Source organism: Paracoccus kondratievae (genome assembly GCF_009301415.1).
Taxonomy (GTDB): Bacteria; Pseudomonadota; Alphaproteobacteria; order Rhodobacterales; family Rhodobacteraceae; genus Paracoccus; species Paracoccus kondratievae.
In genome coordinates, this window is sequence record NZ_CP045072.1 from 97,501 (window position 1) to 119,432 (window position 21,932).

The window sequence follows — 21,932 nt, forward strand, 5'->3', positions numbered from 1 at the left end:
TGGGAACCAGGTTAATATTCCTGGGCCAGGAGATGGTGACGGATCGCAAGTGTTGTTCGGCCTTATCGGATTGGCCGGGCAGCTGAGCGGTCCCTGGAAACAGCCCTCCATCAGACCGTACCCTAAACCGACACAGGTGGACTGGTAGAGAATACCAAGGCGCTTGAGAGAACCACGTTTAAGGAACTCGGCAAAATACCTCCGTAAGTTCGCGAGAAGGAGGCCCCGTCAGCAGGCAACTGCCGGCGGGGGGCACAAACCAGGGGGTGGCGACTGTTTACTAAAAACACAGGGCTCTGCGAAGCCGTAAGGCGACGTATAGGGTCTGACGCCTGCCCGGTGCCGGAAGGTTAAAAGGAGAGGTGCAAGCCTTGAATTGAAGCCCCGGTAAACGGCGGCCGTAACTATAACGGTCCTAAGGTAGCGAAATTCCTTGTCGGGTAAGTTCCGACCTGCACGAATGGCGTAACGACTTCCCCGCTGTCTCAAACGTGGACTCAGCGAAATTGAATTGTCTGTGAAGATGCAGACTTCCCGCGGTTAGACGGAAAGACCCCATGCACCTTTACTATAGCTTCGCACTGGCATCAGGATTGTGATGTGCAGGATAGGTGGTAGGCGCTGAAACCGGGACGCCAGTTCCGGTGGAGCCTCCCTTGAGATACCACCCTTCGCACTCTTGATGTCTAACCGCGGCCCGTTATCCGGGTCCGGGACCCTGCGTGGTGGGTAGTTTGACTGGGGCGGTCGCCTCCCAAAAAGTAACGGAGGCGCGCGAAGGTTGGCTCAGAGCGGTCGGAAATCGCTCGTCGAGTGCAATGGCAGAAGCCAGCCTGACTGCAAGACTGACAAGTCGAGCAGAGACGAAAGTCGGCCATAGTGATCCGGTGGTCCCGAGTGGAAGGGCCATCGCTCAACGGATAAAAGGTACGCTGGGGATAACAGGCTGATGATGCCCAAGAGTCCATATCGACGGCATCGTTTGGCACCTCGATGTCGGCTCATCTCATCCTGGGGCTGGAGCAGGTCCCAAGGGTATGGCTGTTCGCCATTTAAAGAGGTACGTGAGCTGGGTTTAGAACGTCGTGAGACAGTTCGGTCCCTATCTGCCGTGGGTGTAGGATACTTGAGAGGAGTTGCCCCTAGTACGAGAGGACCGGGGTGAACGTTCCACTGGTGGACCTGTTGTGGCGCCAGCCGCAGTGCAGGGTAGCTATGAACGGAAAGGATAAACGCTGAAGGCATCTAAGCGTGAAGCCCCCCTCAAAACAAGGTATCCCTTGAGAGCCGTGGAAGACCACCACGTCGATAGGCCGGAGATGTAAGCGCAGCAATGCGTTCAGTTGACCGGTACTAATCGCTCGATTGGCTTGATTTGATCCGGAAGAAGACAGACCAGAAAAAACTACCTGCACGTCAGCTTCCAAAAAGCATCCTTGGACAACCAACCCGAATGGGTCACGCCGATACGCTCCTTTCCCGGTCTGGTGGCTTTAGCACGAGCGAAACACCCGATCCCATCCCGAACTCGGCAGTTAAGCGCCGTAGCGCCAATGGTACTGCGTCAAAAGACGTGGGAGAGTAGGTCACCGCCAGACCTGGAAAGAAGCGTAACTCTCTCAACAAACTACCGCGGGGTAGAGCAGCCCGGTAGCTCGTCAGGCTCATAACCTGAAGGTCGCAGGTTCAAATCCTGCCCCCGCAACCAACGATAATTGCGAAACCTCCGTAGCATAATGCGCGGAGGTTTTTGCGTTTCTACGCCCGGGCTGCGGAGGCTTTTTGCCGTCCGGGCGGCGGCTTCCGCGAGCTGCCCGATTGCGCCAGCAGGTTGTCCAGCGCCTCGGCTTCCGACAGGAAATCAGGATCCTTCTTTCCCGCGGCGAAGCCCAGGATGGCGCCGAGATCGCCGCGCAGCACGATGGCCAGTTCGCCCTCCTCCGGCACCAGCGTCACCTGGTCGACCAGCGAGCGCAGGATGTCCGCCGCCTGCGCGCGGCTGTCCTCGTGCCGCAGGTTCTCGGAAAGCGCGGCGATCCGTTGGGCATAGAGCGCCGCCATGTTCGGGTGCAGCAGGGGTGGTGGCTCGTTCGCATTGGCCAGCTTCTCCGTCAGCTCGGCCTTGCGGGTTTCCAGCTGCGCAGTCTTGTCCTTCAGGCGACCACGTGCTGTACCCTCTGCACGATGCCCTCCAACTCTTCCAGCGAGCTTTTCAGAAAACCGACGTGAACGCCGAGTTCCGGGTTTTCCCGCGCAGCGGCGCGGGAATCGTTGACCACCTCGTCCTCGTCCTGCTGATTTGCGCGGAAAGTCTTTCGGATGGCATCGTAGAGCGCGCGCGGGACGTTCTTTCGCGGCACGAGGAAAAGAATGCCGTCGCCCGCGTTGATCGCATGGGGATCGACCAGAAAATAATGGAAGACAGTACCGTCGGGGTAAGCGGTCTCTTCGCGCGTGACGAAACCCATCAGCTTGAAAAGCTTTGCGGTCAGCGGCCCATCTTCGGGCTTGCCATAATGCAGTGCGACATGGCCGACGGTCGTGGTGTTAGAGGTGTCGGTCATCTGCCTCTCTTCTCGTGATCTGGCGTCATCTTTGCGGATCTTGCAGAGCGTCGCATTGCCCGGACGGGTCAGCCGGTCTTTTTGCAGGTGCAGAAAAAGCCATGGATCTCGTTCGATCGGACGATGTCTTGGGGCGTCGTTCCACACCAGCGTGCCCGCGACATGTTTATGCCGGAACGATGACGGCGGAACAACCCAAAGGGGAGCGGCCGATGAAGGTTCTCGTGCCATTGAAGCGTGTGATTGACTACAACGTTAAGGCCCGTGTTAGGTCTGATGGTTCTGGTGTTGATCTTGCGAACGTCAAGATGTCGATGAACCCGTTCGACGAGATTGCGGTTGAGGAGGCGATCCGCCTGAAGGAGTCCGGGAAGGCCTCTGAGGTGATCGCGGTTTCGATCGGTGTGAAGCAGGCAGCCGAGACGCTGCGGACGGCGCTTGCGATGGGCGCGGACCGTGCGATCCTGGTGGTTGCGGCCGATGATGTGCATCAGGACATCGAGCCCCTGGCGGTGGCCAGGATCCTGGCGAAAGTGGCGCAGGAAGAGGGCGCGGGCCTGATCATCGCCGGCAAACAGCCGATCGACAACGACATGAACGCGACCGGCCAGATGCTGGCGGCGCTGCTGGGCTGGGCGCAGGCGACCTTTGCCAGCAAGCTCGAGGTTGATGGCGGCAAGGCCCGGGTCACGCGTGAGGTTGACGGCGGGCTGCAGACGATCGAGGTCAGCCTGCCTGCGGTGGTGACCGCCGACCTGCGTCTGAACGAGCCGCGCTATGCGAGCCTGCCCAATATCATGAAGGCCAAGAAAAAGCCGCTCGATGAAAAGACCGCCGGTGATTACGGCGTGGATGTTTCGCCGCGGCTTGAGGTTCTCAAGACCCGCGAGCCCGAGGGGCGCAAGGCCGGCATCAGGGTCGGCTCGGTCGATGAGCTGGTTGGCAAGCTGAAAGAAGCGGGGGTGATCTGATGGCTGTTCTGCTGCTTGGAGAAGTGACGGGTGGTGTTCTGAACCGCGATGCGACCGCCAAGGCGGTCAGCGCGGTCAGGGGCCTGGGCGATGTGACGGTGCTCTGCGCCGGCGCCTCGGCGAAAGCGGCCGCCGCGGAGGCCGCGACGATCGCCGGCGTGTCGAAAGTGCTGGTGGCGGAAAGCCCGGTCTATGGCCACCGGCTGGCCGAGCCGACGGCGGCGCTGATCGTGTCTTTGGCGGGTGACTACGACCATATCGCCGCGCCTGCGACGACGGATGCCAAGAACGTCATGCCGCGGGTTGCGGCGCTTCTGGACGTGATGGTGCTGTCGGATGTCTCGGCGGTGATCGGCGCGGATACGTTCGAGCGGCCGATCTATGCCGGCAACGCGATCCAGACGGTCAGGTCGAAGGACGCAAAGAAGGTCTTCACCATCCGCACGGCCAGCTTTGATGCGGCGGGCGAGGGTGGCTCGGCCGCGGTCTCGGATGTGGCTGCTGCTGCGGATCCCGGCCTGTCGTCCTGGGTCGGCGACGAGGTGGCGCAATCGGACCGCCCCGAGCTGACCTCGGCGAAACGTGTGGTCTCGGGCGGTCGCGGCCTTGGCTCGAAAGAGAGCTTCGGGATCATCGAGGCGCTTGCCGACAAGCTGGGCGCCGCGGTCGGCGCCTCGCGCGCGGCGGTGGACTCGGGCTACGCGCCGAACGACTGGCAGGTTGGCCAGACCGGCAAGGTTGTCGCGCCCGAGCTTTACGTTGCGGTCGGCATCTCGGGTGCGATCCAGCACCTCGCGGGGATGAAGGACAGCAAGGTCATCGTCGCCATCAACAAGGACGAAGAGGCCCCCATCTTCCAGATCGCAGACTACGGCCTCGTCGGGGACCTCTTCTCCACCGTACCAGAACTCACGCAGAAGTTGTAAGGGGACATATCATGGGCAGAACTGTTGTCATTGCCTCGGGCGTTCGGACGGCCATCGGTGATTTCGGGGGCGCGCTGGCCGGGCTGTCGCCCTGCGATCTGGGGGCAGCGGTCGCGGCCGAGGCTATTGCACGCGCCGGAATCGCACCCGATCAGATCCAGCAGGCCGTATTCGGTAATGTCATCCACACTGCGCCCGAGGACATGTATCTGTCCCGCGTTGTCGCCCTGCAGGCCGGGGTGCCCGACAGCGTGCCGGCGCTGACGCTGAACCGGCTCTGTGGTTCGGGGCTGCAGGCGGTGGTGACGGCGGCCGAACAGATCGAACTTGGCCGCGCCGAAATCGCGCTGGCGGGCGGGGCCGAAAGCATGAGCCGCGCCGGTCATCTGTTGATGCAGGCGCGCCCCGGCCAGAAGATGGGCGAGGTGACCGCGACCGACATGATGACCGGCGCGCTGACCGATCCGTTCGGCAACGGACACATGGGCGTCACGGCCGAGAATGTCGCAGGCCGTGCCGACATCGGCCGGCAGGCGCAGGACGTCTTTGCGGTCGAATCGCACCGCCGTGCTGCGGCTGCCATCGAGGCCGGGCATTTCCGCGACCAGATCCTGCCCGTGACGGTGCGGGTGGGCCGGACCGAGCGGGTTTTTGACACCGATGAACATGTCCGCCCTGGTATCACGACGGATGATCTGGCCAAATTGCGCCCGGCCTTCTGCAAGGATGGCAGCGTAACAGCGGGCAATGCCTCGGGGATCAACGATGGTGCAGGCGCGCTGGTGCTGATGGAGGCGGAGGTGGCCCAGGCGCGCGGCATCACGCCGCTGGCGCGGATCGTGGCTACCGGTCTTGGCGGGGTTGCGCCCGACGTTATGGGGCTTGGTCCGGTGCCTGCGACCCGGCAGGCTTTGGTGCGCGCGGGGCTGACCGTCGCTGATCTGGACGTGATCGAATCGAACGAAGCCTTTGCCGCACAGGCTTGCGCGGTCTCGGCCGAACTCGGCTTTCCGGCAGACAAGGTGAACCCCAACGGTGGTGCGGTGGCACTTGGCCATCCCATCGGAGCTTCGGGGGCCATCATCCTGATTAAGCTGATTTACGAATTACGCCGCATCGGCGGGCGCTACGGGCTGGCCACCATGTGCATTGGCGGCGGACAGGGCATCGCCGTGATCGTCGAGGCGGTGGAGATTGCCCGATGATCCGGTCCGTCGCGATCTTTGGCGGCGGCACGATGGGCGGCGGTATCGCGCTGTCCTGCGCCAAGGTCGGGCTGCGGACCACGGTCATCGACACCACAGATGGCGCGCTGGACCTTCTGCGGGTACGGATTCACGATCATCTGACACGCGAGATGGCAAAGGGCCGGCTTGGCGCCAATCAGGCCGATGATGCGGTTGAGCATCTGGTGCTATCCCGCGACCCGCATCTTGTCTCCGGGGCCGATCTGGTTATCGAGGCGGTGCATGAGGATCTGGAGGTCAAGCGTGGCCTCATGCGGCGGATCGAATCTTTGCTGAAGCCGCAGGCGATCATAGCGACCAATACGTCCTGCCTGCTGGTGCGCGACATCGCGGCCGCGCTGGATGATCCGGGCCGGATGCTGGGGTTGCACTACTTCAGCCCCGCCGAAATCAGCCCCATCGTCGAACTGATATCGACCGAGGCCACGCGGCCAGATCTGAGCGAGCCGGTATTGGCCTTTTTGGCCGCAACCGGGAAATCGCCGTTGCCCTGTAAGGACAGCCCTGGCTTTGCACTCAACCGGTTTTTCTGCCCCTATTGCAATGAGGCGGTGCGACTGCTGGACGATGGGGTGGCGACCATGGGTCAGATTGATGCCGTTGCCTGTGAGGCGCTTGGTGTGGCGGCGGGACCATTCCGGGTGATGAACCTGACCAAGCCGGTCATCATGCTGAAAGCGATGGAAAGTCTTGCAGTGCTTGGGCCATTCTATCGACCTGCCGACGGTTTGCGTGCCTTGGGTGCTGCGTTGGCTGATTGGCAGATCGACGAGCAGCCCGCCACGACGTCCGAGACGGTCAAGCGCACCATCGCGGATCGCTTGACCGGTGCCTTGCTGTTGTCTGCAGCCGATGCCATGGCCGCCGGCGTGGTTGCCCCTGCGGATCTGGATCGCGGCGCGCGCGCGGCACTGCGCTTCGCGCGAACCCCCGTCTCTTTGCTGGCGGACCTGCCGGTTGCGGAAAGCACGCGGCTGATGGCGCTGGTCGACGTGCATAAGCGTCGGGGCAATCTTGTCCCGATGTCGCCCGCCTAGTTCTTTCGGGCCGTGCGCGAGGCGCGAAACCGCAGAACTCCGCTACCGACAGACAGTCATTGGGGAGGATGCAACATGATTGGAAACAGGCTTCTGGCCTATCTGGCGGGAACGGCGTTTGCCGCAATTCCCACAGCGGCCCTCGGGTGGGACACCATCCGCCTAGGTGGCATCGCCTCGATGAGCGGAGCGGGTACCACGGTCGGCAACGTTGCCCGGCTGGGCTGGCAGGTAGAGGTGGAGGAGGTCAACGCCGCGGGCGGCATCGGCGGCAAACCTGTGGAACTGGCTCTGGGCGACAGCCAGACCGCCCCACACGTGGCGTGGCCGAGGTGCGGCGGCTGATCGGTAATGAAGGCGCCGTCGCACGGCTGGGACCGATCACCAGGCAGGAAACCATGCCGATCTCGGCTGTCTCGACCGAGGCGAACATCGTCCAGATTTCGACTGCCGCTTCGCCCGACCTGACGCCGCAGGCGGCTCCCCATCCACTTTTCGAACTCGTTCACCGGGTTGAACCAGATGATCGCGGCGATCCGCTATGCCATCGACATGATGGGCGTGAAGAAGATTGCCGTCATTTCCGACAACGGCGGCATGTCCAAGGGGCGGTGTCGGAAATGACGGAATACATGATCGAACAGGGCGCGCGACCGGTCATCGTGCAGGAGTTTGCGTTCAAGTCCGAGGACATGACCCCGCAGATCTTTTCCAATGCACAACGGCAGGGCCGAGCCGCTGCACCTGTGTAGTCGCTGACCAGGCCGGTCGACATGAAGAACCCGATCTGGCGCCCCTTGGCATCGGCGACGGCGTGCAGCTTGGTGATGATGCAGCCTCTGGTGCGCCCGATCTGGTGCCCGCGCGTCCCTTTTTTTTCATGTACAGGCTCAGCGCCGTGCGGTGTATCTTGAGATTGGTCGCGTCGATAATGATCTTCTTGTGTTCGGCGCTCTCGGCGGCCAGGCCGACCATGATCCGGGCGAAGACCCGATTGTCGCTCCAGCGTTTCCAACGGTTGCAGAGGGTCTTGGACGGGCCGTATTCCTTTGGCGCGTCACATCGGCGCAAGCCATTGCGATTGATGAATATTATGCAGCTGAGGACGCGGCGGTCATCCACGCGCGGCTTGCCATGGCTCTTGGGAGAGAAGGGCCGTAGCCGCTCCATCCGGGCGTCGCTCAACCAGCAAGATTGCTCATAGATCAGGTCTCCTTGCGGAGACTGAATCACGCCAAAGGTCTGAAATCAATGAGTCTCGAGCCTGACACGTCGGAGTCCAGATGCCTATCCCTCACCGCTTCGGCCGCCTGGCATCCCTAGAACAGAATCGACCTGTCACATTGGCAAGAAATGCATCCGAAATTTTTTACACTCTGCTGCCCGCCGCGTTCTTCCGGAACAGCCGAAAACCTAGCATAGAACATAGCAGAAAATGCGGAATGTTTACAACGCCGCAAAGCTGTCGCCGCGAGGTGGTTCCGATCCGCAGCGGGGGCAACTGCTCCATGCCGCACGGGTTTTGACACAGAACCCATAAATGCGCCCTCTCTTGCATCGAAGGAACCGCCCCACCAGCGTTTTCGCATGGCGATCAGTCATCTGACGCATCGCATTGTTGGACGTTCGACCCATGACGCCGGAACCGCTGGCGCGCATGTCGGATACATCACCCGCACCACCGCCTGCTGCGCCGACCCTTCTTTGCCGCTATCCACGACAAGGCCGGGACCGAGGATGAAGCCAATCCTCACGCGCATATCGCGATCCGGCCATCGACAAGCTCCACAATGCCCCTGAGAGAGCCTCAGCGCACGAAGGGAGGGGGGGTAATCTGGCCTGGATATCGTCGGCTCTGCCGCACAGGCGGCGATAGATCCCGACAAGGGCGCCATGGTCGTGATGCAGATCGGCCTGCGACATGGGTTGGCCCCCAAGATTGACAAGCCCGCCCCCAAGACCGCAAGTTGACGCGGCGGGGGCATGCTCTGGAACCCCACGCGCAGCCCGTTCCCAGCAAGATCAGAACAGCCATGGATCCTCGCAGCGCCCTGCCTTCGATCGACAAACTCTTGCGTCAGGACGAGATCCTGCGCCTTATCGCCAATCACGGACGCGACGCCGTGGTCGAGACGCTGCGCAGCCTGCTTCAGGACCGGCGGCGGGCAATCGGACAGGGTCAGGCAGCAGCCGGCAATCTGCTAACCGAATGTGCCGAGCGGCTGGCAGAGCAGGCCGAGCCCTCGCTCCGACCGGTGCTGAACCTGACGGGCACGGTCAACCATACCAATCTGGGCCGTGCCCTGCTGTCGCAGCGGGCTGCCGAGGCGGCCTGTCAGGCGATGATCAGCGCGACCAATCTGGAATACGACCTTGATCAGGGCACACGCGGCGACCGCGACAGCCATGTCGAGGCGTTGATCTGCCGCCTGACCGGGGCCGAGGCCGCGACCGTGGTGAACAACAATGCCGCGGCGGTCATGCTGATGCTGAACACACTGGCGCTGGGGCGCGAGGTCGTCGTTTCTCGTGGCGAGCTGGTCGAGATCGGCGGCGCATTCCGCGTCCCTGATGTGATGGCCCGCGCGGGCTGCCGCTTGCACGAGGTCGGCACCACCAACCGCACCCATCTGCGTGACTATGCTCAGGCTGTGAACGAAGAAACTGCCGCCTTCATGAAGGTTCATGCCAGCAATTACGCAATCGAGGGCTTTACGGCCGAGGTGCCTCAGGCCGATCTGGCAGCACTCGCGCGGCGGCAGGGCATCCCCTTCCTGATTGATCTTGGTAGCGGCTCGTTGCTGGATCTGGGCGCTTTCGGGTTGCCTGCCGAGCCGACGGCGCGGCAAGCGATCAGTGATGGGGCTGATGCGGTCACCTTTAGCGGTGACAAGCTTTTGGGTGGGCCACAATGCGGCATCATCGCCGGTTCGCGTGAGCTGATCGCCCGTATGCGCGCCAACCCGCTGAAACGGGCGCTGAGGGTGGACAAGATCATCCTTGCCGCGCTGACCGCAACACTGCAAAGCCACTGCGATCCTGAACGCGCCCGGGCCGAGATCCCGACCCTGCGCCTTTTGACCCGCCCCACGGATGAGATCCGTGCCCTGGCCGAATGGTTGTGCCCGCAGGTCGGGACGGCGGTTGCCGGGTGGGCCGGGGTCTCGGTCATCGAATGCCTTAGCCAGATCGGCAGCGGGGCGCGGCCGGTGGATCTGCTGCCAAGCGCGGGGCTGGCTTTTGACGGGATCGGCGGCGTTTCGGCCCAAGCTATCGCGCGGGCGTTTCGCGAACTGCCACTGCCGGTGATCGGGCGGATCCACAAGGACCGGTTCCTGCTGGATCTGCGCTGTCTTGAAAACGCAGAGCCCTTTCTTGCTCAGCTGGGCCGACTGACTCTCGTCGCGCCTTCGGCTTGAGTCCGTTGCGGTTAGTGTGGCAAAGGGCGCATCCCAACCCTTCCTTGGACAGGAGGACGAACCATGGAATTCCGTCTTAATCGCCGGCAACTCGTCGGGGGCCTGGCCGCCGCTGCGGCGCTTGCCCCGCTTGCCAGCCGCGCTGCCGAGGTGCTGCGCTTTTCGGCCATCCCCGACGAGGACGCAACCAAGCTGATGGGTCGATTTACCAAGGTTGCCGAATATCTGTCCGACAAGCTGGGCGTTCCGGTCGAGTTCGTTCCGGTGAAATCCTACCCTGCCGCTGTGGTGGCCTTTCGCAACGATCAGATCCAGCTTGCGTGGTTCGGCGGATTGTCGGGCGTGCAGGCGCGGCTGGCGCTGCCAGGCTCGGTCGCCATTGCGCAGGGCGAAGAGGATGCGCGTTTCGTCAGCTATTTCATTGCCAATAAGGCGACCGGCCTGACTGAGGGGCCGGACTTCCCCATGGCCGCCAAGGGGCGCAGCTTTACCTTTGGTGCCAAGACCTCGACTTCGGGCCGGTTGATGCCGGAATATGAGATCAGGCGGAACACCGGGGTGGCGCCGGAAGAGTTCTTTTCCCGGGTCGGGTTTTCGGGCGATCACACCAAAACCGTCGAGCTGGTGCAAAGCGGCGCCTATGAGATCGGCGCGGTCAACTTCACCGCCTATGACGACATGGTGGCCAAGGGGCAGGTCGATCCGGCCGAGGTCCCGGTGATCTGGCGCACCCCGGCCTATCCCGACTACAATTTTACCCTGCGCGGCGATGCTGATGAGAAATTTGGCGCGGGCTTTACCGAGCGGCTGACCACGGCGATCCTTGGGATGGATGACCCCGAGATCCTTGGCGCCTTTCCGCGCAGCCGCTTTATCGCGGCGAGCAATGCCGATTACCAGCCCATCGAAGAGGTCGCGCGCCAGCTTGATCTTTTGGACTGAAGGTCGCCCATGATCGAGCTGCGTGGGCAAACCCTGTCCTATGGCCCCGCTGTGGTGCTGGAAAACGTTACCCTGACGATCCGGCAGGGTGAGCGTGTGGCACTGCTTGGCCGCAGCGGGGCGGGCAAATCGACGCTGCTGGCGGCGATCCGCGAAAAGGCCATGGTCGCGGGAAAAGAGGTGGCACTGGTCCCCCAGGACAATGCGCTGGTCCCGCAGCTAAGCCTTTTTCACAACGTCCATATGGGCCGCCTGCATCGTCATTCGGCGCTATACAATCTGGTCACGCTGTTGCGTCCCTTTCGTCGCGACCGGGCCGAAGTTTCCGAACTGACCCGCGAACTGGGGCTTGAGCCGCCGGTTGATCAGCCGGTCGAGCGGCTTTCGGGCGGGCAGCGCCAGCGCACCGCCGTGGCGCGGGCCATTCATGGCGGTGGCGAGGTGCTGCTGGCGGATGAGCCTGTCTCGGCGCTGGATGAAAAGCAGGCACCTGAGGTGCTGGCGACGCTGATCTCACGTTTTCCGACTTCGGTGATCTCGCTGCATGATGTCGGGCTGGCGCAGGCATATTGCACGCGACTGGTCGGGCTAAAGGACCGGCGCATCATCTTTGACATGCCGGCAGGCGAACAGAATGCTGCCGACATCGATCATCTCTATGCCCGCTGAGCGCGAGGCCAAGCCGTCCCTGCGCCGGTTGCAGGTCGTCTGGATCGCGCTGACGCTGGCCGCGCTGGCACTGTTCGCGGCCGATTTGCAGATCAGCGCGCCGTCCCCCGGGGCGGTGCTCAAGGCACTGGCGATGGGCTTTGCCCGCCCCGATTTCGCGGCGCTGGAAAACCTGAGGCAGGCGCTGCTGTTGACGCTGACCGTGGCCTTTGGCGGCGTCGCCATTGGCGCGGTTGCGGGTTTTGCCATGGCACTGCTTTGGGGCTGGCGTGCGGTCAGGATGCTGTCGCTGTCCCTGCGCAGCGTGCATGAGCTGATCTGGGCGCTGTTCATCATGACGGTGACCGGGCCCGAACCCATCGCGGCGGTGCTGGCCTTGGCGCTGTCCTATAGCGGCATATTTGCCAAGGTGTTTGGCGAAATCCTTGACGAGGCTGACCCGCGCCCGCGCGACGCCCTGCCCGGGCGCGGAATGACTCTTTCGGGGCTGATCTATGCGCGGCTGGTGCCCAGCCTGCCGGCATTCTGGAGCTATTTCTGCTATCGTATCGAATGCGGCATCCGCTCCAGCGCGGTGCTGGGCTTTGTCGGCCTGCCGACGCTGGGGTTTGAGCTTGATACCCTGTTCAAACAAGGCCGTTACGACGGTGCGGCGGCCGTGCTTTTGCTGATCTATGCGCTGATCCTCAGCCAGTCGCTGTGGCTGCGTCGCAGGCTGGTGCCGCTTTATGTTCTGGGCGCGCTGGCCTATCTCGCCTCACTGTCGCAAGGGCCGGTCTCGGCTGCCGGTCTGTGGCAGCTGATCGGGGTCGATATGGTCCCGGCCCCTCTGCGAGGCGCTGATCCGGGCGCGGCCGGAACTTGGCGCGCCTTTGGCGACTGGCTGTGGCGGCTCGTCTCACACGAGGTGCTGCCGGGGGCATGGGCGACGGTGCTGGTCAGCTATCTGGCCTTTGTTCTGTGCGGCATCATCGCGCTTTTTGCCTTTCCGCTGATCGTTCCGGCACTGGCTGGCAGGATCGGCTCGGGCTTTGGCCATGTGGTGCTGGTGATCCTGCGCTCTACCCCGGAATATATGCTGGTCTTTGTCGGGGTGCAGGTCTTTGGCCCCTCGATGCTGCCGGCGGTGCTGGCGCTGGGGCTGCACAATGGCGCGATCATCGCCCATCTGATCGGCCGGGAGGCGACAAGGATCGTGCCCGGCCTGCGTCCCGACCGCCCGAAGGGCGCCGGGCTATATGCCTATGAGCTGGTGCCGCGTGTTTCGTCCGGGCTGATTGCTTATCTGTTCTATCGCGGCGAGATCATCCTGCGTGAAAGCATGATCCTGGGCATTCTGGGCATCGCCACGCTGGGCTTTTATGTCGATAGTGCCATTGCCACCTTGCGTTTTGATCGCGCGGCGGTGCTGGTCGTGGCGATGATGCTGCTGACGGCGCTGGTCGACTGGGGGTCGCGGGCGCTGCGGCGCAGGCTGCGGGTCGGGGCGGCTTCGACCCGGCCCTATTGCTAGGTCTTAACCCGGCAGGCCGCTGATGCGCATGGCGGCAAAGCGTTCGCGCAACCATCGCGCCGCCGGTCCGCTGGGCCGCTGCTTGTGCCAGACCATCTCCAGCGCAACCGGCCAGTCGGCCCCGTCAAAACGCAGCGGCGGTATGACCAGATCCTCGCGGACGGGAGAGTTCTCGATGATATGGTCAGGGACCAAAGCCCAGCCGATACCCTGCCGGACCAGTTGCAGGATCACCCAGTGGCTTTCGACCCACCAGACCTCGGCCGCGGTGCGCAGGCGCTGTTTTTCCGGGCCTTCGCTGCGGACCGCAACCATAAGCTGGCGGTGTCGCTTGAGTTCTTCGAAATCAATCGCGCCATTGGCCAAAGGGTGGTTCTTGCCGCAGACCAGTTGCAGCGGCACCCAGCCCAGCGTGTGAAAGCCGATCTCGGCCGGCAGAATCTCCTGCCGCCACATCACGCCGATATCGGCCTTGCCATCCAGCACCAGCCGGCTGACGTCCTCCATCATCGGAAACAGCAGCTCCAGCTCTACATGCGGGAAGTGGGCGGCGAAATCGGCAAATAGTGCAGCCAGAGGCTTTTCCGGATAAAGCTCGTCCACGGCAACGACCAGCCGATGCTCGACATGGGCGGTGAAACTGGCGGCGACACCAATCAGATGCTCGCGCCGGTCCAGCACCACCCGTGCTTCGGCAAGCAGCCGTTCGCCGGCCGGGGTCAGGACCGGGTTGCGGCCCTGGCGGCTGAAAAGTTCGATCCCAAGGTCGTCTTCAAGGTTCGATACCTGTGTGCTGATTGCCGACTGAGCCTTGCGCAGCACCCGTCCGGCGGCCGAGAACGAGCCGCTTTCGGCGGTGGCGACAAAAGCCTGCAATTGATCCAGTGTGACAGTCATCTATCAGAAAATCAGATGGTATCTAACTTGGTACTCCGGGAAATACAGATAGAAAGCGCATCAAGCAATAACGAGGAATCATTATGACGATGCGCAGTTTTCCAGACCGCGTACGGCACGCCATCAGCTTCGAGCTGATCGGTCTGGTGATTGTCACCCCGCTGACCGCCTGGATCTATGACAAACCGATGCTCGACATGGGCGTCGTCGGCGTGGGCGCGGCGACGGCGGCGACGGTCTGGAATTTTGTCTTCAACCTTGGTTTCGACCATGCCATGCGGCGCTGGGTCGGGCATGTCCAAAAGGCGGTTCACCACCGCCTGTTGCATACGATGCTGTTCGAGCTGGGTTTGCTGATCATGCTGTTGCCGCCGATGGCGTGGTATCTGGGCATGACGCTGTGGCAGACGCTCATGCTCGATCTGTTCATCGTGGCGTTCTATCTGGTCTATAACTTTGTCTTTAACATCGCTTACGACCGGCTGTTTCCGTTGCCCCACGATCACCGGCCCGGGCAGGGTCAGCCGGCCTAGGCCGGATCGCAGGATATTTCGTCCAGCAGAAAGGCGCGGAACTTGCGGATAGCGGGACGGTTGCGGCGGCCTTTGGGATAGACCAGCCAAAAGCTGCGGCCGTTCTGTGCCACCAGCGGAAAGGGCTGGATCAGGCTGCCTGTTGCCAGCTCAAACCGGAAAAAGCGCGGCGTCAGCAGTGCCACGCCGTAACCCTCCAGCGCCGCCCGCGCCTCGTGCAGGTCTGTCGACAGGGTCAGGCCGGGGCGCGGCGGCGTTTCCCAGAAATCCACCCCTGCCGCGCGCATCCACACCGCCCAGTTCGGGTCAACCCGATCCAGCAGCGGCAGTTTCAGCAGATCGGCGGGTTCACGCAGGTCATGCTTTTTCGCCAGTTCAGGCGACAGCATGGGCGTGTACTCGATCGACATAAGGAAATGTGATTCCAGCCCGGGCCAGTCTCCGTCACCGGCGCGGATCGCCACGCTGATATCCTCGCGCCCGAAATCGACCAGATTGTCGCTGGTCTCCAGTCTGACGGCAAGGTTGGGGTGGTTCATCTGGAATTTGCCCAGCCGCGGCGACAGCCAGGCCCCGGCAAAAGTCGGCACGGTCGAGATCGACAGGGTCGAGACCGAATCTGCCGAAGGATCGGCAAAAGCCTCGCGCAGCATGTCAAAGGCATCAATGGTCGGGCGGGCAAACAATGCCCCCGTTTCGGTCAGGGTGATTCCGCGCGGTTTGCGCAGAAACAGCGGCATGCCCAGCCGCTCTTCCAGCAGGCGGATCTGATAGCTGACTGCCGCCTGGGACATGCCCAGCTCCTGTGCGGCGCGGGTAAAGCTCAGGTGCCGCGCCACCGCCTCAAAGGCGCGCAGGGCGGCAAGCGGGGGAATAGACATAAGCCTGCCTTATGAAAGCGTACTGAGGCTTTGTTGGCCATCGTCGAGGAAACCTAGCATGATCAGGTCATTGTTCAATAACGATCACCGAAAGGAGGACTTAAATGTCCGACAATCTTGCATGCGAGCGTCAACGTCCGCTGTTCTCGGGACTGGCCAGGATGCTGTTCGGTGTATTGCGCCGGGATAAGCCCGGCCTATCCTCATGCCCTGATCGCATGGCGGCGCTGGATCATCCCGAAACCCGCAAGGCGCTGGCCGAACTGCCGCCCCATCTTTTGCGCGATATCGGCGCGTCTGATGCACGCAGCGATACCACTCCGGCCCCGCAAGAGGGCGACGCTCTGCGTCGTCACCTTTGGTAGCACCTTAGCGCGGGGCGCTTTTGCGCACCGTTTCCCCAAAAGCGCGGCGATAGGCCCGCGCCAGGGTCGCTGCTGATGAAAACCCGGTACGCGAGGCGATTTCGCCCAGCGTCAGCCGGGTTTCCAAAGCCAGTGCCCGGGCGTGGGACAGCCGGATCTGCCGGTAATATCCGCCTGCCGACAGGCCCAGATGGGCGTGAAAAAGCCGATCCATGCTGCGCGTGGACAGGGCCGCACGCTCGGCAATCCGGGGCAGGGGCAACGGCTGCTCGGCCGTCTCACGCATGGCAACGATGGCGCGCTGCAGCGAAGGTGGCAGCGCGCTGTCAGTCATCCGGCTGGGCAATTGCCACTCGACCGGGTCGGTGCTGCGTCCCATGACCCGGCCAAACATATTCGCCACGTCAAAGCGCAGCGCCTCACCTGCCTGCGCGCCGATCAGGTCCAACGACCAGCTGAGCACGCTTTGCGCGCCTCCGCAGGTGACGATATTGCCATCGGTGGCATAAGGGTCTGGAACCACTGTGATTTCTGGAAATGCCTCGGCCAGCGCCTCACGCTCCATCCAGTGAATGGCGGCGCGGCGTCCGGCAAGCAGCCCCAGCCGTGCCAGCAGCCAGGCCCCGGTATCGATACCACCCACGACCGGCAGGCCACGTGCCTTGCGCAGTACTGCCTGCGCCGAATCGCGCTGCAGATGGTCGCGCATTCCGTAGCCCGATACGAGAATCAGCGCATCCGTTGCCCCTACCCGATCCAGCGGCAGATCGACCGAGATCGCCAGCCGCGACGAACTGGTCACCGGCCCTCCGTCAAGCGATGTGATCTGCCAGGAAAACAGCCGCTGCCCCGAAAGGTCGCGCGCCGCCCGCAGGGGCTCGATGGCGCTGGCCAGCACCATGTTCGAAAATCCATCGAACAGCAGAAAGGTCAGATGCAGCGGAGATTTTGACGGCATAGGCAAAGATTATGGCGAAATCAGCCAATCATGCCAGCAAATTTGCTGTCACGTTGATTTCCAAGCCATAAATTGCCGGAGTTACTAATGAACCGTGACGTCTTCATCACCTGTGCGGTGACGGGTTCGGGTCAGAGCCACAAGAAATCGAATCTGGTGCCGATCACGCCCAAAGAAATCGCCGATTCCTGCATCGAGGCGGCGAAAGCGGGCGCGGCCATTGCCCATGTACATGTGCGCAACCCTGAAACCGGCGCCCCGTCGCGCGATCCCGCGCTGTACCGCGAGGTGGTGGACCGTGTGCGCTCGGCCGATGTCGATGTGGTGCTGAACCTGACGGCGGGGATGGGCGGCGATATCGTGCTTGGCTCGGCCGAAGCGCCCCTGCCCCTGTCGCCGCAATCCGACATCGTCGGCGCAAGTGAGCGTCTGGTGCATGTCGAAGAGTTGCTGCCCGAGATCTGCACACTTGACTGCGGCACGATGAACTTTGCCGAAGCCGATTACGTCATGACGAACACCCCCGGCACCCTGCGCGCCATGGCTGCACGCATTCAGGCCGCGGGTGTCCGCCCCGAGATCGAGGTTTTTGACACCGGCCATCTGTGGCTTGCCAGGACGCTGGTCGATGAGGGGCTGATTGACGATCCGGTGATGATCCAGCTGTGTATGGGTATCCCCTATGGCGCGCCATCTGATCCCAACAGCCTGATGGCGATGGTGAACAACATCCCGCCCGGCTGGGTCTATTCGATGTTCTCGATCGGGCGGATGCAGCTGCCTTATGTGGCACAGGCCGCTTTGGCCGGCGGCAATGTCCGGGTCGGGCTTGAGGACAACATCTGGCTGGACAAGGGTGTGCTGGCCAGTAACGGCGATCTGGTCGAGCGTGCGACCACCATCCTGACCGCCATGGGCTGCCGGATCCTTGGACCGCAGGAGGTGCGCGAAAAGCTGAAACTGACCCGGCGCTGAGCCACAGACCGAACCAATTCATAACATCAAGACAGGGGGTCCATCATGAGTATCAATCTGACGAGGCAAGGGCTGACCCGCCGCGGGGTTCTGGCCGGCGCGGCGGGGATGGCTGCGGCGGGGCTGATCCTGCCGTGCGGCGCATATGCCCAAACGGCCAAGCGTGGCGGCAGGCTGCGCATCGGCCATCTGGGCGGCGCGACCTCGGACACGCTGGACCCTGCGACCTACGCGGCGGGGCCGGTGGTGACGGCGATGCTGGCGGTCTGCAACAACCTGGTCGAGATCGACGCCAAGGGCCGTGCCGTCCCCGAACTGGCCGAGTTCGAGCCGGATGCCGAGGCCCGTGTCTGGACCTTCCGGCTGAAGGACGGCGTGACCTTTTCCGACGGGCGCAAGCTGACGGCGCGGGATGTTATCGCCTCGTTCAACCACCACCGCGGCGATCAGACCAAATCCGGTGCCAAGGGCTCGCTTGAACAGGTCAAGGATATCCGTGCTGACGGCGACAATGTGGTGATCTTTGAACTGGTCTCGGGCAATGCCGACTTTGCCTATATGACCTCGGATTATCACTTTGTCATCATGCCCGCGAATGAGGATGGCACGCTGGACTGGCAGTCCGGCCTGGGAACCGGCGGCTATGTGCTGGAAAACTTTGAGCCGGGCGTGCGCATCACGCTGAAGCGCCGCGATGACTACTGGAAACCCGACCGCGCCTGGTTTGACGAGGCGGTGTTGCTGACCATCAACGACGCCACCGCCCGCCAGAATGCGCTGATGACGGGCGAAGTCGATGTCATCAACTCGCCTGATCTGGCCACGCTGCACCTGTTGCAGCGCCGCCCCGGCCTGCAGCTGGTCGAGGTGACGGGCACCGCCCATTACACCATGCCGATGTTCTGTGATCAGGGGCCCTTTACCGATCCGAATGTGCGGCTGGCGCTGAAATATGCCATCGACCGGCAAGAGGTTCTGGACAAGGTGCTGCGCGGTCATGGCCAGATCGCCAATGACAGCCCCATCGCTCCGGCAAACCGCTTTTATGCCGCCGATCTGGCCCAGAACAGCTATGATCCGGATAAGGCCAGGCATTACCTGAAACAGGCGGGGATGGAGGGCCTGAAGGTCGAGATCTCGGCCTCGGACGCGGCCTCGGTCGGGGCGCTCGACATGGTGCAGCTGTTCCAGCAATCGGCCAAGGCGGCGGGCATCGACCTGACCGTCAAGCGTGAGCCGGACGACGGCTACTGGTCGAATGTCTGGCTGAAAAAGCCCTTCTGCGTCAGCTACTGGAACGGTCGCCCGACCGAGGATGACATGTTCAGCCTTGTCTATGCCAAAGGGGCCGAATGGAACGAAAGCCACTGGGATAACCAGCGTTTCAACGAGCTGCTGCTAAAGGCGCGGGCCGAACTGGATGAAAGCCTGCGCGCCGAGATGTATCGCGAAATGCAGGGGCTGGTCTCTCAGGATGGCGGGACGATCATCCCGATTTTTGTGAACTATATCGACGTGGCCAATGACAAGGTCGCGCATGGCGAGGTGGCGTCGAACCGCTTCCTCGATGGCTGGAAGATCGTGGAACGGTGGTGGCAGGCATGAAGATTGCGGCAATCGGCGGCGGAGTCATCGGCGGGGGCTGGATCGCCCGCTTTATCCTCTCGGGTTATGATGTCGCGGTCTATGATCCCCACCCCGAGGCGCAGCGCATCATCGCAGAGGTGCTGGCGAACGCAACCCGGGCATGGGAGGCGCTGTTTCAGGCACCTTTGCCCCGGCCGGGGCGCATCCATTGGGCGGGCTCGGTGGCCGAGGCGGTCCGGGAAGCCGATTACATTCAGGAAAGCGTGCCCGAGCGGCTGGATCTCAAGCATCGCATCATTGCCGAGATCGAGGATGCCGCGCCTGAAACGGCGCTGATCGGCTCATCAACCTCGGGTTTCAAACCCTCGGAACTGCGGCAGGGTGCGCGTCTGTCTGATCGTATCCTTGTCGCCCATCCTTTCAATCCGGTCTATCTTTTGCCGGTGGTCGAGGTCGTGGGTGGCGGAGAGGCGGCGGCCCGCGCCTGCGAAATCCTGACCGCTATCGGCATGAAGCCGGTCCGGATCGCGCGCGAGATTGATGCCCATATCGGTGACCGCCTGCTGGAAGCGGTCTGGCGCGAGGCCCTGTGGCTGGTCAATGACGGTATCGCAACCACCGAAGAGATCGACGATATCATCCGTTTTGGCTTTGGTCTGCGCTGGGCGCAGATGGGCCTGTTCGAGACCTATCGCATCGCCGGGGGCGAAGCCGGGATGCGTCATTTCCTTGGCCAGTTCGGCCCGGCGCTGAAATGGCCCTGGACCAAGCTGATGGATGTGCCCGACCTTGATGACGCGCTGATCGACCGCATCGCCGGTCAATCCGACGCGCAATCGGGTCATCACAGTATCCGCGAGCTAGAGCGGATCCGTGACGACAACCTTGTCGGCATCTTTCATGCGCTCAAGGCCAATGACTGGGGCGTCGGCCAGACTGTCCGGGCGCAAGAGGACGGTTTCTATGCGCGCGCCCCGGCCCGGGCCGAAGGCTATCCCCTGCGTCTTCATCAGGCCCGCGTCGCCGGTGGCTGGGTCGATTACAACGGCCATATGACCGAGTTCCGTTATCTTCAGGTGCTGGGTGACGCGACCGATGCCTTTCTGATCCATATCGGGCTGGATGCGGAATACCGTGCGCAGGGTCGGTCGGCCTATACGGTTGAAACCCATATCCGCCATCTGGCCGAGGTAAAGGCCGGCGAGCTGCTGACGGTCGAGACCCGGCTGCTGGGGCATGACGCCAAGCGGTTCCGTCTGCATCACGCCATCCTGCGCGAGGACGGGACCGAGGCCGCGACGGGTGAGCATATGCTCTTGCATGTCGATACGGACGAGGGGCGCACCATCCCGATGCCGCTCACGCTGCTTGAGGCGCTTGACCGGGTGGCGGCGCAGGATACGGCCCCCCATCCCGACCATGCCGGCGCGGGCATCCGTTCTGTCCGCCAGAAGGAGGCAACGGCATGAGCGCCCCCGCTGCCCGGCGACAGCGGCCCATCCTGCGGATGATCGTGGGGCGGCTGGGCATCGGGGTGTTTACACTGTTCGTCATCTCGGTGCTGATCTTTCTGGCCGTCAGCCTGCTGCCCGGCGATATCGCCCAGCAGGTGCTGGGCCAGTCCGCCACGCCCGAGACGGTTGCAGCTTTCCGGCGCGAACTTGGCCTCGATCAGCCCCTGATCTGGCGCTATCTCGACTGGGTCGGGGGCGTGCTTTCGGGCGATTTTGGCCGCTCGCTCGCCAATGGCAGGCCGGTGGCCGAACTTTTGGCGGCGCGGCTGGGCAATACGCTGTTTCTTGCCGCCTATGCCGCTGTGATCGCGGTGCCGGTGGCGGTGGGGCTTGGCCTGCTGTCCGCCCTGTGGCGCGGCAGCTGGTTTGACCGCATCGCCAATGTGGCGACGCTTTCGGCGATCTCGTTTCCCGAATTCTTCATCGCCTATATCCTGATGTTCTGGCTGTCGGTCCGTATGGGCTGGTTGCCCTCGATCGCTGATCCCGGCGCCTCACCCCGGCTGGGCGAGATGCTGAGCCGCGCCTTCCTGCCCGCGATCACGCTGGTTCTGGTGGTGACCGCGCATATGATGCGCATGACGCGGGCGGCCGTCGTCAACGTGTTGGGTGCGCCCTATGTGACGATGGCACGGCTCAAGGGTGTTTCGCGCTGGAGGGTGGTGACGCGGCACGCGCTGCCGAACGCCCTTGCCCCGATCGTCAATGTGGTGGCGCTGAACATCGCATGGCTGATCACCGGCGTCGTCATTGTCGAGGTGGTCTTTGTCTATCCCGGACTGGGCCAGCTGATGGTGGACAGTGTCACCAACCGCGACATTCCGGTGGTTCAGGCCTGTGCGCTGATCTTTGCCGCCGTCTATATCCTTTTGAACCTGCTGGCCGATGTTCTGGCAATCGCCACGAACCCGCGCCTGCTGCATCCGAGGTGACG

General features: G+C 62.9%; 21 protein-coding genes, 1 tRNA gene, 2 rRNA genes and 1 pseudogene (1 of these 25 running past the window's edge). 19 read left to right on the forward strand and 6 right to left on the reverse strand.

Going from position 1 to position 21,932, the window contains the following annotated elements; all coding sequences use genetic code 11:
* The 3 genes from F8A10_RS00530 to F8A10_RS00540 form a co-directional block, all read left to right on the forward strand.
* A 23S ribosomal RNA gene (locus F8A10_RS00530) occupies positions 1-1,378 on the forward strand (it extends 1,468 nt beyond the left edge of the window).
* Positions 1,379-1,483: 105 nt separating this feature from the next.
* Positions 1,484-1,598 (forward strand): 5S ribosomal RNA (gene rrf, locus F8A10_RS00535).
* A 33-nt stretch (positions 1,599-1,631) separates the two neighbouring features.
* Positions 1,632-1,708: transfer RNA gene (locus tag F8A10_RS00540), tRNA-Met, on the forward strand.
* 50 nt (positions 1,709-1,758) lie between these two features.
* Here F8A10_RS00540 and F8A10_RS21290 read toward each other — a convergent pair.
* On the reverse strand, positions 1,759-2,061 hold the full coding sequence (locus F8A10_RS21290; protein ID WP_227493390.1) for a hypothetical protein: 303 nt from the start codon (positions 2,059-2,061) through the stop codon (positions 1,759-1,761).
* Positions 2,062-2,153: 92 nt separating this feature from the next.
* Entirely contained in the window at positions 2,154-2,564 is a 411-nt protein-coding gene (locus F8A10_RS00550; protein WP_152366464.1) for a hypothetical protein, read from the reverse strand.
* 212 nt (positions 2,565-2,776) lie between these two features.
* On the opposite strand from F8A10_RS00550, the gene F8A10_RS00555 reads away from it, so the two are divergent.
* The 6 genes from F8A10_RS00555 (at position 2,777) to F8A10_RS21010 (ending at position 7,497) form a co-directional block, all read left to right on the forward strand.
* Entirely contained in the window at positions 2,777-3,535 is a 759-nt protein-coding gene (locus F8A10_RS00555) for an electron transfer flavoprotein subunit beta/FixA family protein (protein ID WP_152366465.1), read from the forward strand.
* A complete protein-coding gene (locus F8A10_RS00560) occupies positions 3,535-4,461 on the forward strand; it encodes an electron transfer flavoprotein subunit alpha/FixB family protein (RefSeq protein ID WP_152366466.1) in 927 nt (308 codons plus the stop codon). Before F8A10_RS00555 ends, F8A10_RS00560 begins: the two co-directional genes overlap by 1 nt.
* 11 nt (positions 4,462-4,472) lie before the next feature.
* A complete protein-coding gene (bktB, locus tag F8A10_RS00565) occupies positions 4,473-5,666 on the forward strand; it encodes a beta-ketothiolase BktB (RefSeq protein WP_152366467.1) in 1,194 nt (397 codons plus the stop codon).
* Positions 5,663-6,745 (forward strand): 3-hydroxyacyl-CoA dehydrogenase family protein, encoded by a 1,083-nt coding sequence (locus F8A10_RS00570; protein ID WP_152366468.1) that lies wholly within the window; start codon positions 5,663-5,665, stop codon positions 6,743-6,745. The genes bktB and F8A10_RS00570 overlap by 4 nt, the downstream gene beginning before the upstream one ends.
* A 75-nt stretch (positions 6,746-6,820) precedes the next feature.
* Positions 6,821-7,090, forward strand: a complete 270-nt coding sequence (locus tag F8A10_RS00575; RefSeq protein WP_152366469.1) for an ABC transporter substrate-binding protein — start codon at positions 6,821-6,823, stop codon at positions 7,088-7,090.
* Entirely contained in the window at positions 7,078-7,497 is a 420-nt protein-coding gene (locus tag F8A10_RS21010; RefSeq protein WP_193668207.1) for a type 1 periplasmic-binding domain-containing protein, read from the forward strand. Before F8A10_RS00575 ends, F8A10_RS21010 begins: the two co-directional genes overlap by 13 nt.
* Here F8A10_RS21010 and F8A10_RS00580 read toward each other — a convergent pair.
* Positions 7,479-7,947, reverse strand: a pseudogene (locus tag F8A10_RS00580) (IS5 family transposase); the annotation flags it as partial. The gene F8A10_RS21010 and the pseudogene F8A10_RS00580 overlap by 19 nt on opposite strands.
* 831 nt (positions 7,948-8,778) lie before the next feature.
* Here F8A10_RS00580 and selA point away from each other — a divergent pair.
* The 4 genes from selA to F8A10_RS00600 all read left to right on the forward strand — a co-directional run bounded on the left by selA (position 8,779) and on the right by F8A10_RS00600 (position 13,288).
* Positions 8,779-10,164 (forward strand): L-seryl-tRNA(Sec) selenium transferase, encoded by a 1,386-nt coding sequence (gene selA / locus F8A10_RS00585; protein ID WP_010397728.1) that lies wholly within the window; start codon positions 8,779-8,781, stop codon positions 10,162-10,164.
* A gap of 63 nt (positions 10,165-10,227) precedes the next feature.
* The gene (locus tag F8A10_RS00590) at positions 10,228-11,106 is read left to right on the forward strand and encodes a putative selenate ABC transporter substrate-binding protein (protein WP_152366470.1); all 879 of its coding nucleotides are present in this window, start codon (positions 10,228-10,230) and stop codon (positions 11,104-11,106) included.
* A 9-nt stretch (positions 11,107-11,115) separates the two neighbouring features.
* On the forward strand, positions 11,116-11,775 hold the full coding sequence (locus F8A10_RS00595; protein WP_152366471.1) for an ATP-binding cassette domain-containing protein: 660 nt from the start codon (positions 11,116-11,118) through the stop codon (positions 11,773-11,775).
* Positions 11,741-13,288 carry a PhnE/PtxC family ABC transporter permease gene (locus tag F8A10_RS00600; protein WP_227493391.1) on the forward strand — a complete coding sequence of 516 codons (1,548 nt, stop codon included), beginning with the start codon at positions 11,741-11,743 and terminating at the stop codon, positions 13,286-13,288. Before F8A10_RS00595 ends, F8A10_RS00600 begins: the two co-directional genes overlap by 35 nt.
* A 3-nt stretch (positions 13,289-13,291) precedes the next feature.
* Here the strand turns inward: F8A10_RS00600 and F8A10_RS00605 are convergent, their stop codons facing one another.
* The gene (locus F8A10_RS00605; RefSeq protein WP_152366472.1) at positions 13,292-14,185 is read right to left on the reverse strand and encodes a LysR family transcriptional regulator; all 894 of its coding nucleotides are present in this window, start codon (positions 14,183-14,185) and stop codon (positions 13,292-13,294) included.
* An 83-nt stretch (positions 14,186-14,268) separates the two neighbouring features.
* Here F8A10_RS00605 and F8A10_RS00610 point away from each other — a divergent pair, with 83 nt between their 5' ends.
* The gene (locus F8A10_RS00610; RefSeq protein ID WP_010397736.1) at positions 14,269-14,718 is read left to right on the forward strand and encodes a PACE efflux transporter; all 450 of its coding nucleotides are present in this window, start codon (positions 14,269-14,271) and stop codon (positions 14,716-14,718) included.
* On the opposite strand, the gene F8A10_RS00615 is transcribed toward F8A10_RS00610, so the two are convergent.
* The gene (locus F8A10_RS00615; RefSeq protein WP_152366473.1) at positions 14,715-15,599 is read right to left on the reverse strand and encodes a LysR substrate-binding domain-containing protein; all 885 of its coding nucleotides are present in this window, start codon (positions 15,597-15,599) and stop codon (positions 14,715-14,717) included. The genes F8A10_RS00610 and F8A10_RS00615 overlap by 4 nt on opposite strands.
* 104 nt (positions 15,600-15,703) lie before the next feature.
* On the opposite strand from F8A10_RS00615, the gene F8A10_RS00620 reads away from it, so the two are divergent.
* Positions 15,704-15,964 (forward strand): DUF1127 domain-containing protein, encoded by a 261-nt coding sequence (locus F8A10_RS00620; RefSeq protein ID WP_085502152.1) that lies wholly within the window; start codon positions 15,704-15,706, stop codon positions 15,962-15,964.
* Between the two features lie 4 nt (positions 15,965-15,968).
* Here the strand turns inward: F8A10_RS00620 and F8A10_RS00625 are convergent, their stop codons facing one another.
* Complete coding sequence (locus tag F8A10_RS00625; protein ID WP_152366474.1) at positions 15,969-16,922, reverse strand: GlxA family transcriptional regulator; 954 nt, start codon at positions 16,920-16,922, stop codon at positions 15,969-15,971.
* 87 nt (positions 16,923-17,009) lie between these two features.
* Here F8A10_RS00625 and F8A10_RS00630 point away from each other — a divergent pair, with 87 nt between their 5' ends.
* From F8A10_RS00630 to F8A10_RS00645, 4 genes are read left to right on the forward strand one after another with little or no spacing between them, the layout of a single operon-like run.
* On the forward strand, positions 17,010-17,897 hold the full coding sequence (locus tag F8A10_RS00630) for a BKACE family enzyme (protein WP_085502153.1): 888 nt from the start codon (positions 17,010-17,012) through the stop codon (positions 17,895-17,897).
* Between the two features lie 45 nt (positions 17,898-17,942).
* Positions 17,943-19,502: an ABC transporter substrate-binding protein gene (locus tag F8A10_RS00635; RefSeq protein ID WP_010397750.1), complete on the forward strand. Its 1,560-nt coding sequence runs from the start codon at positions 17,943-17,945 to the stop codon at positions 19,500-19,502.
* The gene (locus F8A10_RS00640) at positions 19,499-20,953 is read left to right on the forward strand and encodes a carnitine 3-dehydrogenase (RefSeq protein ID WP_152366475.1); all 1,455 of its coding nucleotides are present in this window, start codon (positions 19,499-19,501) and stop codon (positions 20,951-20,953) included. Before F8A10_RS00635 ends, F8A10_RS00640 begins: the two co-directional genes overlap by 4 nt.
* Complete coding sequence (locus F8A10_RS00645; protein ID WP_010397755.1) at positions 20,950-21,930, forward strand: ABC transporter permease; 981 nt, start codon at positions 20,950-20,952, stop codon at positions 21,928-21,930. The genes F8A10_RS00640 and F8A10_RS00645 overlap by 4 nt, the downstream gene beginning before the upstream one ends.
* The last annotated feature ends 2 nt before the right edge of the window (positions 21,931-21,932 follow it).